This is a genomic window from Halorarius halobius, assembly GCF_024298865.1.
GTDB lineage: Archaea > Halobacteriota > Halobacteria > Halobacteriales > Haloarculaceae > Halorarius > Halorarius halobius.
In genome coordinates this window covers 13,878-28,222 of record NZ_CP101164.1, presented here as the reverse complement: position 1 = coordinate 28,222, position 14,345 = coordinate 13,878, and the positions used below count along the sequence as shown (strand labels likewise).

Sequence of the window (14,345 nt, the reverse complement as noted above, 5' to 3'; positions counted from 1 at the left end):
GCTCTATTGAAAATGCGGTACGTGAGTCGGATCATAGCGTTTTGGCGAGTTTCTTGAGGTTGTTGAGCGCGAAGAGGAGAACGATCTCACGGAACTGTCGGTACCAGAACCGCGAACGCAGGGCGGAGTCCTGCGTTCGCTTGACCGTCGAGTAGGACGTTTCTGCCATCCATCGCTGTGTGTAGCCTTTCTCGCGGATGAGTGCGTTGTTCGCAGTCGCCATCGGCGTCGAACCGCGGTAGTGAACAAGGTAATCGATGTCCAGTGCAGTGATCTCGTACTCGGTGTGCCAGTCTTGGAAGCCGTTGTCAGCAGCCACAGCCCGCAGGTCGTCCGCGATCCGGCGGACGATCCGCGGGCCGGCCTTCGTATCGTGTTCGCGCTCGATACAGCAGTGGACGTCCTGCACCGCCAACGACTCTGTATCGGTCAGCGTCGTTGCTTTGATCGTTTTGACGCTGCGGCCACGACGCCGGCGGTAGTACTGCGAGGCTTGGTTGCGTTCGAAGAATGTGCTGTCCAGTGCGACGTGGCCAGACTGCGGGTGTTGCTGCGCGGAGATGCGCAGCAACGCCCGACAGACGTACATCACATAGCGGTCGAAGGAGTGGTAGAACGTGGTTGGATCAGGTGGCGCGTCCGGGTGGACGCCGAGGCGGTCGCAGACCGTCGGCATGAGACTCATCCGATCAACGAGTTCGGCGTAGCTGTGGCCCTCCTCTTTGCGAATACAGTGTGCAACGATGTGGGCCTCGCGGGCAAGCCCGCCCGAGTCGGGCTTGCCCGCTCGCTTCCCCAACGCTTGTTTGGCTACACGTAGTGCTGTCTCAACGAGGTCGAGAAGCGCGACGCCCATAATCGCCTACTCGACTTCATCTTCTCAAACTCATTACGGAGTAATCCTGCCGCTGTCTTCCATTTTCAATAGAGCAGGAAGTTCAATTTCGAACAAGTTGACGAACAGCCCCATTGCTTCTAACAACCCACTGCGACGACATAATTTCTCGGTTGTGAATCTCTTAGGGTTGACCGATACTACCGGTTTCGTCGACCAACTCTCATTACCCTCCAGTTCGCGTCATCACTTATCGATATCCGTGATGAACAGGGTTTCTTCGACATCATAAAGATAGCAACATCTGAAGAATAGGACCTGTTTTGATCGCGAAGTACGGCCGCTAGTTCTGTCGGAAGCTGGTCGCCTCGGCTGGGAATCCGTCAGCCTGTTCTGCAACGTCACGCGGGAGCTGGTACACTCCACTATCGATATGTTCCATCGGCGCTTCCAGCTCCTCTTCTGAGAGTCCTCGGTCACTCCACTTGGTGTGCGAAACTGCAACCTCGAACCCGCCCACCCGCGACGGAACCGCTGGTAGCGCCTCGGCATTCTCTGGATGGCCCTTGAGAAGCGGTGCGTATCGGAACGGGAGCCGAAGTAGGTGGCTTCGAGTGGTTTGTCCAGAGTAGACGCACCGATTCGGGTCCGTGACGCAGACATCCTCGACACGTTCCTCATCACTTGGATAGTCGATACCGTAGTGGTCGGGATCCTCGCCAGCCTGCGCCTGTAGTGCTCCCTCGATAGCTTGTCCAAGACTCATCGGGTCGGTCACGTGCGAGAGCCAGCACGCCACCGCAACAGCGTCGTCTGCATCCGCCGTGAGCGTGTACGTCGAGATCTCCGGCGAACTGATCGGCGTGTAGTAGGCCCGGACGGCGAACAGACAGGGTTCGTAGACCGGTCCGTCCGTTTCCTGGGCTTCGGCGGCAACGTCGTCGCTGTGGATGCTTGACTCGAAGTCAGCTTCTAGACCTTGAATGCGCCGTCGACGCCCGACTACCTCGTACTCCACCGGGTCGATGCGGAGTTCCGTGTTCTCGGCCGCAGTGAACCGTGCTTCGACGCCGGGCGTCTCCTCTGACCCATACGTCCCGCGTTCGAAAGACTCCTCTGTCCACCCCTCTGCGAGACGTATCTCGTACTCGTCGGTTACCATCGGAGCTTCCGGCTCTGTCGGCAGAGGGTCAGTCTCCAAGTCGTTCTCGTCCATATCACCGACTGTCTGCTACGTCAACTTAAACCACTGTCACGCCGGGGTGCTGAGGAGCGGTAAGGCAACCACGATGGCCTATGGGTTCAGCTGTCGACAACTCGGGCAGTCGTCCCAGTCAGCTTGATCTCGGTGCGAACGATGTCCACATCTACGGGGGTTCGCGAATAGGTAGTCTAGTCCCCACTCCGGGTCAGGAGCTTCCCCGAACAAAATCGGCACCGTCTCTCCAGCACCGGTATGGTTCATAAGGAGATGAACGGGACAGTACCGGCACTCCCAGAGAGCGACGTCGACGCGGTCGTCATACCCTCTCTCGATGACTTCCTTCCGGTCCCACTCGTGAACGCCTCGTGGCCCGCGGCACGGCGCGACGTCAACACGATTCACCAGGACTGTCTCGAACGTGGGATCGGGACCGAGTCGCTTCGCTTCTAACCACCCCTCAAAGTCATCCGCCACTTCGCGGTGTATAATAATCGCATCCCGGAGCTCGTCGATTCTAACCTCTGGCGCGAGGACCCCTTCGTAGTCGTACACGAACCGAGTGAGCGTCTGATCGTACTGGCGGCGTGAGCCGCACCCACGGCAGAACTCGTACTCGTAGCTATCTGGATGGGCGTAGCTTGGAATTCGCCGCCAGTCGTGGCTTCCTGTTTCTGCATAGGGGAAGCACTTTCTGGACGGCGGCTCCCACTCGAGATTTACTTCGACGCGCGTCTCGAACTCCCATGGATCGTGCTCACGGATACTGTATGCGTGGCCATCGTCGGCCCGGAACGCGTCGTCGACGACGTCGTAGTCCAGCTGTTCGTCGCCGAAGTCGTCGGGGGTCAACCATGCGACCGAGTATCCTGCCGCGAGATGGTCGTGGGTTGTCCCTTCGATGTCCTTACTATGGTGTTTGTGCTGCACCTCGATGATGAGTCCCCGCCCGAAGTAGGGGTTCTCCTCCTGGAATTCGACAAACGCGTCAGTTCGCCGCGTCTCCGGGGCCGTCGCCGTCCCGGTAACGTCGATCGTGATTTCGGCTCCGACGTGGGTCGCGGTGGGGAACTGTTCGGCGAGAGCAGCGACGGTGAGGGCCGTACAGCGAGCGTGCGTATCTGATTCCCCTCCGGATGCTGTTGAACAGGCCTCAGAATCGTCATCGCTGGCGTGGAAGAAGTGACGAGCGCGCTGATCGCCATCACGGGGATAGAGAATACCCCGGCATTCGGGACACTCGACGACCTGCTGGTCGTCGACCTGCTCGGGGACGACGATTTCGCCATCAAGGAGTGCTCGAAACGGCACAGTCATCACTACCGAAGTACGTCGATTGCTTGAACCCACCGCTATCTCTGAAAATGCAGCCCATACTCTCGCCAAGACCCTTGAGGGGTTCCTAGGTTAGTGGGTTGCATTTCTAGCTACACTCGTCCAACCGCCGCAACGCTCTCTACCAATAATCAAGGCGAGTGCCTCGGGGCTGGACCTAGAGGCGGTTCACTCATTCCACGTAAGCTGGTCAACGGTTGGAAACTCAGCCTTCGCTGTCTGGGGCGGGTTGTAGTACCGGGACTTGATATCGTAGTACCCGAATTCAGGAGGGATACGAGCGCACGCCGTTGCCAGATTCTCGTCCGCTGTGTGTGTAATCACACGAATTCGGGCATTCGCGTCGAACAATCGAACCGCTAACGCGACCAACGACGCATCTCGCCAGTTGTTCGTCTCTGGATACTTGCTTTGCTGGTTGAGAAACTCATCTGCAACGAACCGAGCTTTCTCAACCGGCCCGGCGCTCCTATCAAACCCCTTTGTGCGGTCACCTGGCAGCGGTGTGGCCACCTGAAGCCACCCCTCTTCGATAGCCCTATCGAGGTATGGATTCGTCGGTGAGTCGGCACTTCCAGTATCCGCCAGTTCGTGGTAGACTGCTGCTGGCACCCAAATCTCTGTCCCGGCTTCCTCAACGGCACTCTTGAGCGACTGTAAACGCGGACTGGGATGCTTCCCTAAATTCCGAAACATCACCGTGTCCGCAATGTTCGCAGTATACATCCTCGTCATTCAGTCTACTTGTCGGCAAATTCCCCGAGGAGATCGCCTTCGTCCTCGTCGAAATCATCCGGTGTGTACGTCGTCGGGCCCGACTCGTCGTCACCGAGATCGAGAATCGAATAGAGTGCTTCGACGAGATCATACGCAGTTCCAGGCGAAAGGTCTGTGAGGCTCGCGATCTGCCGGATTGTGACATTCCCCTTACTGTGTGCTTTCACGAGATCGTATGCGAGTGCGAACGTGACGATGCCGTGGTCTTCGAGAATCCGCTCGATCGCTGGATACTCGTTCTTCTGTGCGATCACTTCGATGAGTTCGGGCGTGATCGAGACTTCCGTCTCGCGGACCGTCAATGTCAGTTCGAACTCTTCAGCGGTGTATACGGCGGTCCCGCCATCGTCGTCAACCTTGCTGATCAGGCCCGCCTGTTCCAGCTTATGGAGATAGTCGTACACCGTTTTCTTCGAGACGGTCGTTGTTTCAACGAGTTCAGGGCCCGTGGCAGTCGCGGACCGCCGAATCGATGTATAGAGGCTAGCGAGGGACGGGTTCTCGAGTAATTCTGCGAACGTGGGGATTCCGGTGATCATCCCCGGAGTGTCCCCCGCGTTTCGCACGTGTTCTGTATCGTAGCTCATCTTGTATAGAGTTACGAAACAAGAAACCATAAACGTTTGCCCCGGAAATCGGGTGCTGTAGTGTTCACAGGTTGTCGAGGCGAATGCCACGGAACTCAGCCCGAGGCGGTTCACACGAGGTTACTGTATTTCCTTCTGAAGATCTGCACCTCGATAGAAGCCGTGACCGCCTGCATACGCTACCGCTCTGTGGATTGGAACTTACTCCCTATTGGATGGTTTGGAGGCGTGTCTCTACACAGGGATGACAGTCGTACTCTTAGCTGAGGTTCTCGTCAATTTCGGTCGCCGCTTGGATAATCAAGTCAGTACTAATCGCTGGTCCGAACGTCTGCATGAGGACGGACTGCGATTCCCCAAACATACACTCCGCCAATAGCTTGCCATACGCGGTCAACTCCCACCCATCCTTACTTCCGGATAGTACTGGCCGCTGCTCCCACTCCCGGCTCGCAAGATCCGTACAGATCTGGGTGACTTGACTTTGATACGATGTTTCGGAACCGATGTCTCGTGCAATCCGTTTCGAGCTGATCGAACTCTTACTGTTGTGAATGGCCGAAAACACATCAAGCGCATCTAGTCCGCGAGCTTTTTTCTCCCGCATTCGATCAGCATCTGTCTGACAATGGCGATACAAAACATTTCGTTCTAGAAGTTTCCACTCTTCGATCAGGGATACCACACGGTCGTATTGGATGAACTCCTCTGGCTCAAACTGCTCTGCTGAACCGTGTTCGGCTTGAAAATCACCCCAGTGTCCAGATGAGCCGACTAGATGATCCGACTCGATGCTGTTGTCGATCAATAAGAAGAGGAGATCTCGACAGTCGATACCCCTCTCGTTCACTCCTGCTTCTTGCGAGTCGGTATCGCCTCGCTTTTCGAGCACCCGGGAACGAAACTCTGACATCGATCGTCGAGGGGCAATTGGTTCCGGTGCTTCGTTGAGGATCTCTCTAAGTCGGGAGATCATCTCCGTTCGATGTTCATCCCACAAATCGTCTTGAACTCTCCACTCACGCTCCCACTCAGCCCATTCACGGTCGTATGTCAGCTCATGTTCGAGCTGTTTTTGAAGGGCTGAAATGATCTCGTTCATATACTTTTGCCGTTGCTGGATTAGTTGGTCACCGAGCCCGACTGGTCTGTGGTCGAAATATAGCCCTTCAATAAAGCCGTAGGCAATATCTTGTAGCACTTCGTCTTCGTCCATATCACCCGGAGCAAGTGCGAGTTTCCGGGCTAATTCACCGATATCTCTGCCGAATTCCTTCGTGCTCGACATCGGACGGCCAATATCTGAATCAGTGTCAGAGGCCATCCGACACGCCTCAACGATCTCCGAGTCATTGCTGGGCTCTTCAAAATCGGTAAGCTCTGGGGCTCTTTTTCTTCGTGTTGACGGTTGGACGGGGTACTCGTCGAATCCGAGTAGACCAACCCATCCATCCTTCCACGACTCCTCTGTGAGGTAGTCGTTCGCGTGGAGTAAGAAAATGTCCGCTAACAGGTGGTCTAAACGGTATCCGAGGCGGTTGATCTTCGTCTCGATTCGAGCCTCCATATTCGTTTTCGATTCGCCCCCCGGATCTCCCGATCGAATATACCTCCGTTCAGCTTCGGTTAGTGCGTATGCGGGGCTCCCGTGTGTGTCCGCTAGCGGTTCGTTTTCGCTCATCTGTACCAATATGTCGGGTTGGAAATCGTATAAAAATGGCCTGTGGAAGTAGTGCCAGCTGTTTCTTTAAATATCGATTGCGAGCCCACTCGTGATCGACCAGTGGTGCAATCGCAGAGTGACCCGGGTTGATGCCTGTGTTCAGAGCACCCGTCGCGACGTGTGTGCGAACAATGGAACTATTGGCTCCCATTGGGATGCTCTGATATGGTCAACAACGAAACAAAGCTTTCCTTCTCAGTAAAAAACAACCCTGGCGTCTTCGCCTTATTACTGGGTTCAGGAACTTCTACAGAGGCTGGCATCCCTACTGGGTGGGGTATCGTCCAGGATCTCATCCGAAAAATTGCTGACCAGTACGACGATGAGATTGAAACAGACCCTTCCGAGTGGTATGAGAATACATTCGATGAAGAGGCGAGATATGACAATGTCATCAAGCAGGTCGCTCAATCAAAGGAAGAGCGACGATCGCTGCTGGAAAAATACTTTGAGCCAACTGACCTCGAACGTGAGCAGGGTGAAAAACTCCCCACCGAGGCTCACAAGAATATTGCTTGGTTAGTTGAGGAAGGGTATATCGGAATCATCGTTACGACAAACTTCGACCGACTACTCGAGCACTCTTTCATTGACCGGGAGCTAACTCCGCTGGTCACATCATCCGCCAGGGACGTTCGGGAGGCAGAACCGCTGCAACATCAAGAAGCGTTAATCCTCAAAGTCAACGGCGACTATAAGGACGTCAATCTGAAGAATGTCTCTGACGAGCTTGACCAGTACGAGGATAGTGTTGAGGACCTTCTCAGTCAGGTTTTCTCAGAATACGGGCTCATTGTCTGTGGGTGGTCAGCACGCTATGATACTGCCCTCCAGGAGCTTCTGACGGATAATGTGTGTGACCGTTATCCTACATACTGGGCGAATTATGGCGGCTTGGAAGACGAAGCACGGGCGATCATCGATGATCGAGATGCAATACAGATCTCTATTGATGGCGCAGCCTCCTTTTTTACTACGCTCACGGAGAACGTTCGCGCCCTCGAAGGCGCTGAACGCGAGGGGCCATTAACCAACGAAATCGCCCGAGAACGCACCAAACGGTATCTGAGTCAATCGGAGAAGAACATCGCACTCGGCGATCTCTTCCGAGAGGAAACAGAACGGGTGTATCAACGGATCTTCACCGAAGAGCGCTATCCACTCGATCACGAGGTTGATCGCGACTCTGTATACCAGCGGTTTGAGAGCTATGAACAGGAACTGAGTGTCTTGGCTACCGCGGCTGCCACGTGTGCCTACTGGGGGCCGAAAGGCGAGAATAGCGGCCTTTTCGCGTTAGAAAATATGATCGAGCGCTTAGGTTCACCGCCAAGTCCAGAGAGTCGTCATCGTATGGGTTCGTGGATGGCAATCAGACAGCGATATCCGATTGCCTACCTTTCGTACGCAGTGGGCATCACAGGCCTTGAAGTTGGTCATTGGGATGCCGTTCGGGCAGTTCTGCTTGATCCTGAACTCGAGAACTTGCGAGGTGATGTTGCTCCGGTTCGGCAGATCCACCCGTGGGAATTTGGTAGCGAATTTCCCGACGGAGGGTGGGGAAATCGGAATCTGCGACCGCGTCTGAAGTCTGCTGTCCGACCGATCCTCTCCGAATATATCCCGTCAGATACGCGCTTTGAGGAGAGTTCACGGAGGTTTGAGGCGCTACTTGACTTACTTCTCCTCGTCTCGAAAGAGATCGATGAGGATCAACGTCTTCCTCATTTCGAGCAAAACTACTACAAAGAAACGCTGAACTCCTTGGAAGCGGAACTCGAAACGAAAGGTGAAGACTGGGGGCCAATACAGATCGGGTTGCTACCGGCCGATATTGATACTATAAGCGCCTATCTCTCAAATCTTGAATCACGCTTTGATCCATATTAAGTCACTTCTGGGACACCAATGCGTCTCTCCATCGACTACTGAGCTTACAGCGGATTCGATATTCGATTCGAACTTCGATCTTACAGCCCCCGAATCTAGAAACTCAATCTATGATATCGGACTTGGCGAGGAGGAGCCGGTCACGACACGTCGTACACAATCTGGTAAGGCCTATCTTGGCGAAAGTCGTATTGGTGACTCTCAGTCAACCTTCGCTGAGCTGGCCTTCACGTTGAGTAGACTAACCTCTGCTACCACTTTCACTTTGGTTCACTGAGGTATATGTGGGCCTGTCCCCTTAGAGAGAAACAGAGGGCATTGCGTTCCTCAGTCACACGCTTCCCACTCATATGAGCACCCAGGACCCGCACCTCGGTGAATGCCCGCACTGCGGTTGTGAGATTCTGTCTCATCATACTCTGATAGAGTATGAAGGTGGTGTCTGGGCTGAATGTCCCGAGTGTCGGGATGTCGTCGATCCACAGTAAGTTTCTATGTTACGAGTGCTAAAGCGGCTCTCTCCGACCTCAACTGATACAACGGAACTGTTCGAGTGTCGAACTTGTGGGACTAGTTTAGATGAGACCTCGGACTCCTGTCCCGAGTGCGGCTGTAGTGATATCGCTCGGTACGAGTTATAGGTCGACGGACTGGCGTTCCAAGTCACCCCGGGGTTTGAGTTCTCGTTGACCGCATTTGGTAACTGTATAGACATTTGTCCGGCGGTCTTTCTCTCCTTTCTCGACCAGCCTCTTTTCGACCAGCGTATCGAAGTTGGGGTAGAGACGTCCGAGGAACTTCGTGACTATGTTGAGGACGCCTACGCACCGACTGACGGCGTGAGGAACGACTATTTGCGTCGGATGCTGAATCTTCTCGTGATGGTCGACATTCCTGACACACTTCGCTCGGTATTCACTACGACTGTTGAGTCCGACGACGGGGGCTACATACTCGAGATTCCAGCGAATGAGGTGCGTTACGACGCCATTCAGCCCGGTGATACCTATCGAATCGCCATTCTCGAAGCCGGGCATATAACAGCGCGATCCGATACGCAGTCTGCGGACAGATCGTCTGAGACGTCTGTGACCGCTCAAGAAACCGATCATTCCGAGCCGCCCGTTGAGGAGGGTGAGATTTGGGACGTGACCGTTGAGGCCGTTGGTGACCAAGGCGACGGTATTGCGAAGGTTGACCGTGGTTACGTTGTGATCGTTCCGGAGGGGCAGCCCGGTGACGAACCGACCGTCGAGATTGAGCAGGTGCAACAGAATGTTGCCTTCGCCAAGATCGTCGAGCCGGACCCTCGAACGTTGTGATTCTCCTAGTTTCTCGTTCACAATGGCTTGCCCGTGTTTTATACTAACGTAGTATCTCTCCCCCATTATGGAGGCCTACTTGGATTCAGTTACCACGTCATTTCTTGAAGGCGGCCATCAGCTCTCTCAGCTATCTGTCTCTGCGTCTATGTTAGAATCCGATGACTCTTGGAGTCTTGACGAGCCGCTACCAGTCGGTGAGATCATCAATGCCTTTCGCGTTCAGAAGACACTGGTTCAGCAGGCTGGGCAGGTGTTTATTCCTCTTCATGCAGAAGATTCAGCGGAGCTGACTGGAGAGTACCTGATTTACCGGAGAGAGACTGACGAGACTCTACTTAGTGATGATTCTGACCCACATGAGCTACACTTTCTGAATGCTGAAACGGGTGGGGACGATTTCCGAGAGATTGGAGAGTCTGAATTGACGTACTTGGCGTATCGGATGCGGTTCTGGCACTCTAGTTATTCACCATCTGAGAGGCCCTCATACTTGTCTTCAGAGTATTTCGATGATCGTCCGCCACAACCACCACGAGAACTCTCGGCTGTGGATCCGCTATCGGACGATGAGTATGAGGAATTTATTGATACAACAGAGCAAGCGATGGCAAATGAGCTGGAAGCAGAGCGACGGTCTGTTTGGGACTCCCATCGGGGAATGTCCATCGAGAGGTTACAGCGGGAACAAGGCGGGGATGGGATCGCTTCTGCCGGATACTCTCGATTGGCAGAGGATCGAATTTCTGTTTCAGCACCGGGGTCTGGAGCTCACCGTAACCCGGTTGAATCGACCTATGGAATCCACGAGGGGAATATTGTCGGAGTTGCGCCTGGTGATGACTCGAGTTCGCCGATTGTACCGGGAATCGTTACTCGTGTCGGATTAAGTGATTTCCGCGTAGAGCTTGACTGGGAGGCGACAACGCGGACGTCCCAAGTGAAGGATGAAATCCGACGGGTAAACCGAGTTTCTGTTGCGATTTTCGACCGTAATATTGCCTTCCAGCGCGAGCGTTCAGCCTTCCGAGAGATGGCTGACTCCAGTTCGGGCAAGCAACTGCTAGCAGGTGACTCATCTCTCTCGTTCGGCGCACCCCTATCGGTTTCACTGAATACTTCACTTGAATTGAATTCTTACCAGCGGCGGGCAGCAATCAATGCCCTTCGAGCAGAGGATGCATACTGTATCCATGGGCCACCAGGAACAGGAAAAACTCGAACACTAACAGCTGTCATTCAATCCGCAGTCGAGTCGGGACAACGTGTCTTGGTCTGCGCCCACTCAAATCAAGCAGTAGATAATTTAATCGCAGGAGAGAGCAGTGCAAATGACCCTGACGAGGACTCCCTCCACGGAATAATCCAAACAGAAGGATACCGACTATCTCGAATTGGGCGACGAGATCAAATTACATCTCGAGTCGTTTCCACTCACTATGCAGATGAAGAGACAGACCGGGCTCAAATTGTGGCAACGACGACGAATAGCGCAGACCGACTCGATCTCGCGCGATTTAGCTTGATTGTGGTCGACGAAGCAACGCAGGCGAGTATCCCAGCGACTGCAGTCCCATTTAAATTCGGCTCGAAACTCGTGTTGGCAGGGGACCACAAACAACTACCGCCGTACCACTCTGGAGAAAATGCTTCAGATGAAGCGTTCTATCCGTCGCTGTTTGAGCACCTCTTGGACCGGTTTGGAGACGATGCAAAAACCACACTTAGACGGCAGTACCGAATGCACAGATCTATCGCGAACTTCTCTAATAAGGAGTTCTACGATGGACTTCTGCTCCATGGTGAAGCGAATAAATCTGCGACTCTTTCAGAGTTACAACCATTAGTTGGAATAGACATAACTAACCCAGAATCCGACCGAGGAAATTCACGTACAAATCCACACGAAGCAGAAGTCGTTGTTGCACAAGTTCAGAAATCACTGAACGCCGGGGTTGATGCAAGTGACGTGGGAGTGATCACACCATATACTGGTCAGAGAGACCTCGTAGAGAGTGAGCTGGTTTCTGAATTTGATGTAGACAAAGCAGAGAGCATCAAGGTACAAACCATCGACTCCTTCCAAGGAGGTCAACGGGAGGTAATCATCGTGTCCTTCACGGTGAGTAATGACCGGAACAACTCCGGATTCCTGGCGTTCCCTAATGAGGGGCCTCGTCGATTGAACGTCGCACTCACTCGTGCAAAGAAGCGACTCGTTTTGATTGGTAATTGGGAAACACTCTCGTCGGTTGCCTCCCACCGAGATTCCTCTACGAGTTGCGCTGATCTCTATCGTCGCCTCCAAGAGTATATCGATGAACAAGGGAGGATGGTCGGATAACAAACTATCCGGTGAGGAGTGGTCCCGGCTGGCATTTATTTGAGCTCCTCAATCTGGAGACTCATCGTAATCTAGATAACACCGCCGATGACGAGTAGCCCGACGACAACTAGCAGCGTCGCAACCACAGTCCCGCCAGCCAAGAGTTTGTTCTCCATCGCCTTCTCGTGGATCGGCATATCGGTGTACTCCTCACGGAAGGCCTCGAGGTTGTCTTCGTCGTAGAAGTACTTCGTCTTCAACGCGAACCGCTCAGTTACGGCACAGCCCGTACAGACCGGTTCCTGCTTTAGCCGTTCGGTCTTGGTGTGGCTGTCGCAGGCGATCGCTCCACAGCTGGGGCAGTAGGTGAACGTCTCGTCGACACCGCTCCTGTCACAGTGGACGCAGCGATGGATCCCGTCCTCCGCGGTGACCCGAGAGGGGCCCGCCGCATAGTATTCGTAGGGATAGGTGTACTCTTTGAGATCGGTCGTATGCCGAACCTCGGGAAGGTACACCGGTTTGATCGACTGGACGGAGATATCCGAGCGGTTCGGCTCGCAGGTCTTGTTGTACGTGACGTTGTTGTCGCCGGTGTAGGTCACCGTCGTCGTGTGGAAGTCTTGGAGGCGGTCGACGGCCCACTCCTTGTACTCGGTCTGCGTCTGCCCGAACCGGCGCTCCTCAACCTCGTCGAATACCTCGCCGAATCGGTCGGTGTCCAGGTCGACCGTCGCGTGCAGGTTTTCGGTGACCAGCGTCGCGACGTCGTCGTCAGCTACCTGCGGATGTCCGCGTTCGGCGTGAACGACGAACCGCGTCCGTTCGTTGATCCGGTGGATGATGCCGACTGATGTCTCAAAGACCGCGTTGGTGTCAGCGGTGACTGCCACGACCGGCCGAAACGTCGCCTCCGAGCGTGGCGCCGGCAGGTCGGCGGCCTCGATGTTCTCGATGTCGCGGAACACCTCCTCGACGGGCCCGTCGACGTCGGCCGCGGGGTCGTAGGGACGGAGTGTTTCGTCACAGAGGATTTCGATTCGACCGTTGTAGAGGTTGAGGCCGATCTCGTCGGCGATCTCCCGGAGGTCCTCGCCGTCGAGCAGCTCGATGGGATGGGGATCGTCGTTCTGCTGGAGCCGGGTAGCGTACTCCTGGGCGGGGTTCGTGAATCGTCCGGTTGTGACGACCATCCCGTGCTTTGGCCCCTCGAAGTCGAACGTCGCGATGGCCGAATGCAATTTCTGCACGACCGGCCGCCCGACTGTATCCGTGTGCTTGCACTCGACGATGATCGCGCGTCGCTGTCCGTCGACGACCTCCTCCATAATGACGTCTCGCCCCTCGTCGGCGGTCCGCTCGGCCTGACGGACGTTCTCGTAGCCGAGATTTCGGAAGACGTCCTCCATCACGTCCTCGAACTCGAACCCGGAGAGGTCGTCCAGTACAGCCATTCCGTTCCAAGTGGAGTATAAGTTGCTACTACTATATACGTTGTCGAGGCTGGCGATGAAAACACGGCGACGTGACCACGGTTATTGTTTACTCATCTCACAGAGTGTCCGACGCCGTCTGAGTGGCGCTGCGAATGACAGAATCCGTGCACGGGATTGTGATCGGTGAAGTGACCGGTGGGGGACGAGTCGTCCCCCGATGTGACAAACAACCGCTGGTCGGACTGCCACCGGACGAGGACCGCGAGACCGCCCAGGTGTTCGCGACCAATCTCGACGTCGACGACGAGATTGGTCTCGACCGCCGCTGGGCAACAAAGCAGATGAATCGGTACAGCCGCCGTGGCGGCATCGAAACGGCATACAGCAAGATCAAGGAGTTCGCGCCGTGGACGACGTCAACGAACTTCTCGATCCGGCTGTTTCACTTCGGATTCGCGGTGTTGTTGTACGATCTGTGGCTGCTCGTGGACTTTTTGGTCCAGACACTGATCGAGGTCGTGGAGTTTCGCACGAAACCGCGCGTGACGGCCGCGCGGTTTCGTGCGTTTCTTCGCAGAGAGGTGAGCGCATCGCTGTAGCGCCCATTCCGAGCACGCCCGTCGTGAGAGGCATCACTGTCTCACTCGGCCGATCTCTTCCGTTCGATCCGAACGACGCTCACTTCCCACCGAAGAATTGGTGGTGAGACCGCCGATTCGGTCGGTGGGTCCTGCCGATTCTCCCTGAGATCGGCGGATCCGATGCACGGATTCAACGGTATTCGCAGCGCACAGTTTCGGAGAATAGGGGTGTGATGCGTGCCTACCGGCAATGTATGTGGGGTATTGTTCGAGTGGAGAAACGCCAGATGTGAGCCGTTTCACCGAGAATGTCGTGAAATGAAGGCACACAT

Annotated in this window: 12 protein-coding genes and 1 pseudogene; 5 read left to right on the top strand and 8 right to left on the bottom strand. The window is 54.9% G+C overall.

Annotated features, from left to right (window positions below; translation table 11 throughout):
- Positions 1-31 precede the first annotated feature (31 nt).
- The 6 genes from NL112_RS21980 to NL112_RS21955 all read right to left on the bottom strand — a co-directional run bounded on the left by NL112_RS21980 (position 32) and on the right by NL112_RS21955 (position 6,416).
- Positions 32-856: a transposase gene (locus tag NL112_RS21980; RefSeq protein ID WP_255153057.1), complete on the bottom strand. Its 825-nt coding sequence runs from the start codon at positions 854-856 to the stop codon at positions 32-34.
- A gap of 322 nt (positions 857-1,178) precedes the next feature.
- Entirely contained in the window at positions 1,179-2,051 is an 873-nt protein-coding gene (locus NL112_RS21975) for a hypothetical protein (RefSeq protein ID WP_255153056.1), read from the bottom strand.
- A gap of 78 nt (positions 2,052-2,129) precedes the next feature.
- Positions 2,130-3,353: a competence protein CoiA family protein gene (locus tag NL112_RS21970; RefSeq protein WP_255153055.1), complete on the bottom strand. Its 1,224-nt coding sequence runs from the start codon at positions 3,351-3,353 to the stop codon at positions 2,130-2,132.
- A 186-nt stretch (positions 3,354-3,539) separates the two neighbouring features.
- Positions 3,540-4,097 carry a PIN domain-containing protein gene (locus tag NL112_RS21965; protein WP_255153054.1) on the bottom strand — a complete coding sequence of 186 codons (558 nt, stop codon included), beginning with the start codon at positions 4,095-4,097 and terminating at the stop codon, positions 3,540-3,542.
- A 14-nt stretch (positions 4,098-4,111) separates the two neighbouring features.
- The gene (locus tag NL112_RS21960) at positions 4,112-4,735 is read right to left on the bottom strand and encodes a winged helix-turn-helix domain-containing protein (protein WP_255153053.1); all 624 of its coding nucleotides are present in this window, start codon (positions 4,733-4,735) and stop codon (positions 4,112-4,114) included.
- 259 nt (positions 4,736-4,994) lie between these two features.
- Complete coding sequence (locus NL112_RS21955; protein ID WP_255153052.1) at positions 4,995-6,416, bottom strand: hypothetical protein; 1,422 nt, start codon at positions 6,414-6,416, stop codon at positions 4,995-4,997.
- Positions 6,417-6,623: 207 nt separating this feature from the next.
- Here NL112_RS21955 and NL112_RS21950 point away from each other — a divergent pair, with 207 nt between their 5' ends.
- Entirely contained in the window at positions 6,624-8,348 is a 1,725-nt protein-coding gene (locus NL112_RS21950; protein ID WP_255153051.1) for an SIR2 family protein, read from the top strand.
- A 350-nt stretch (positions 8,349-8,698) separates the two neighbouring features.
- The gene (locus tag NL112_RS23075) at positions 8,699-8,836 is read left to right on the top strand and encodes a DUF7837 family putative zinc-binding protein (RefSeq protein WP_491543657.1); all 138 of its coding nucleotides are present in this window, start codon (positions 8,699-8,701) and stop codon (positions 8,834-8,836) included.
- Positions 8,837-8,983: 147 nt separating this feature from the next.
- On the opposite strand, the pseudogene NL112_RS21945 reads toward NL112_RS23075, so the two are convergent.
- A pseudogene (locus NL112_RS21945) lies at positions 8,984-9,139 on the bottom strand (helix-turn-helix transcriptional regulator); the annotation flags it as partial.
- Positions 9,140-9,229: 90 nt separating this feature from the next.
- Here NL112_RS21945 and NL112_RS21940 point away from each other — a divergent pair.
- Positions 9,230-9,670, top strand: coding sequence for a TRAM domain-containing protein (locus NL112_RS21940; protein WP_255153050.1), 441 nt, complete (start codon positions 9,230-9,232; stop codon positions 9,668-9,670).
- A gap of 67 nt (positions 9,671-9,737) precedes the next feature.
- The gene (locus tag NL112_RS21935; protein ID WP_255153049.1) at positions 9,738-12,014 is read left to right on the top strand and encodes a DEAD/DEAH box helicase; all 2,277 of its coding nucleotides are present in this window, start codon (positions 9,738-9,740) and stop codon (positions 12,012-12,014) included.
- 71 nt (positions 12,015-12,085) lie between these two features.
- Here the strand turns inward: NL112_RS21935 and NL112_RS21930 are convergent, their stop codons facing one another.
- On the bottom strand, positions 12,086-13,450 hold the full coding sequence (locus NL112_RS21930) for a restriction endonuclease (protein ID WP_255153048.1): 1,365 nt from the start codon (positions 13,448-13,450) through the stop codon (positions 12,086-12,088).
- 134 nt (positions 13,451-13,584) lie between these two features.
- Between NL112_RS21930 and NL112_RS21925 the strand changes: the two genes are divergently transcribed.
- On the top strand, positions 13,585-14,031 hold the full coding sequence (locus NL112_RS21925) for a hypothetical protein (protein ID WP_255153047.1): 447 nt from the start codon (positions 13,585-13,587) through the stop codon (positions 14,029-14,031).
- The last annotated feature ends 314 nt before the right edge of the window (positions 14,032-14,345 follow it).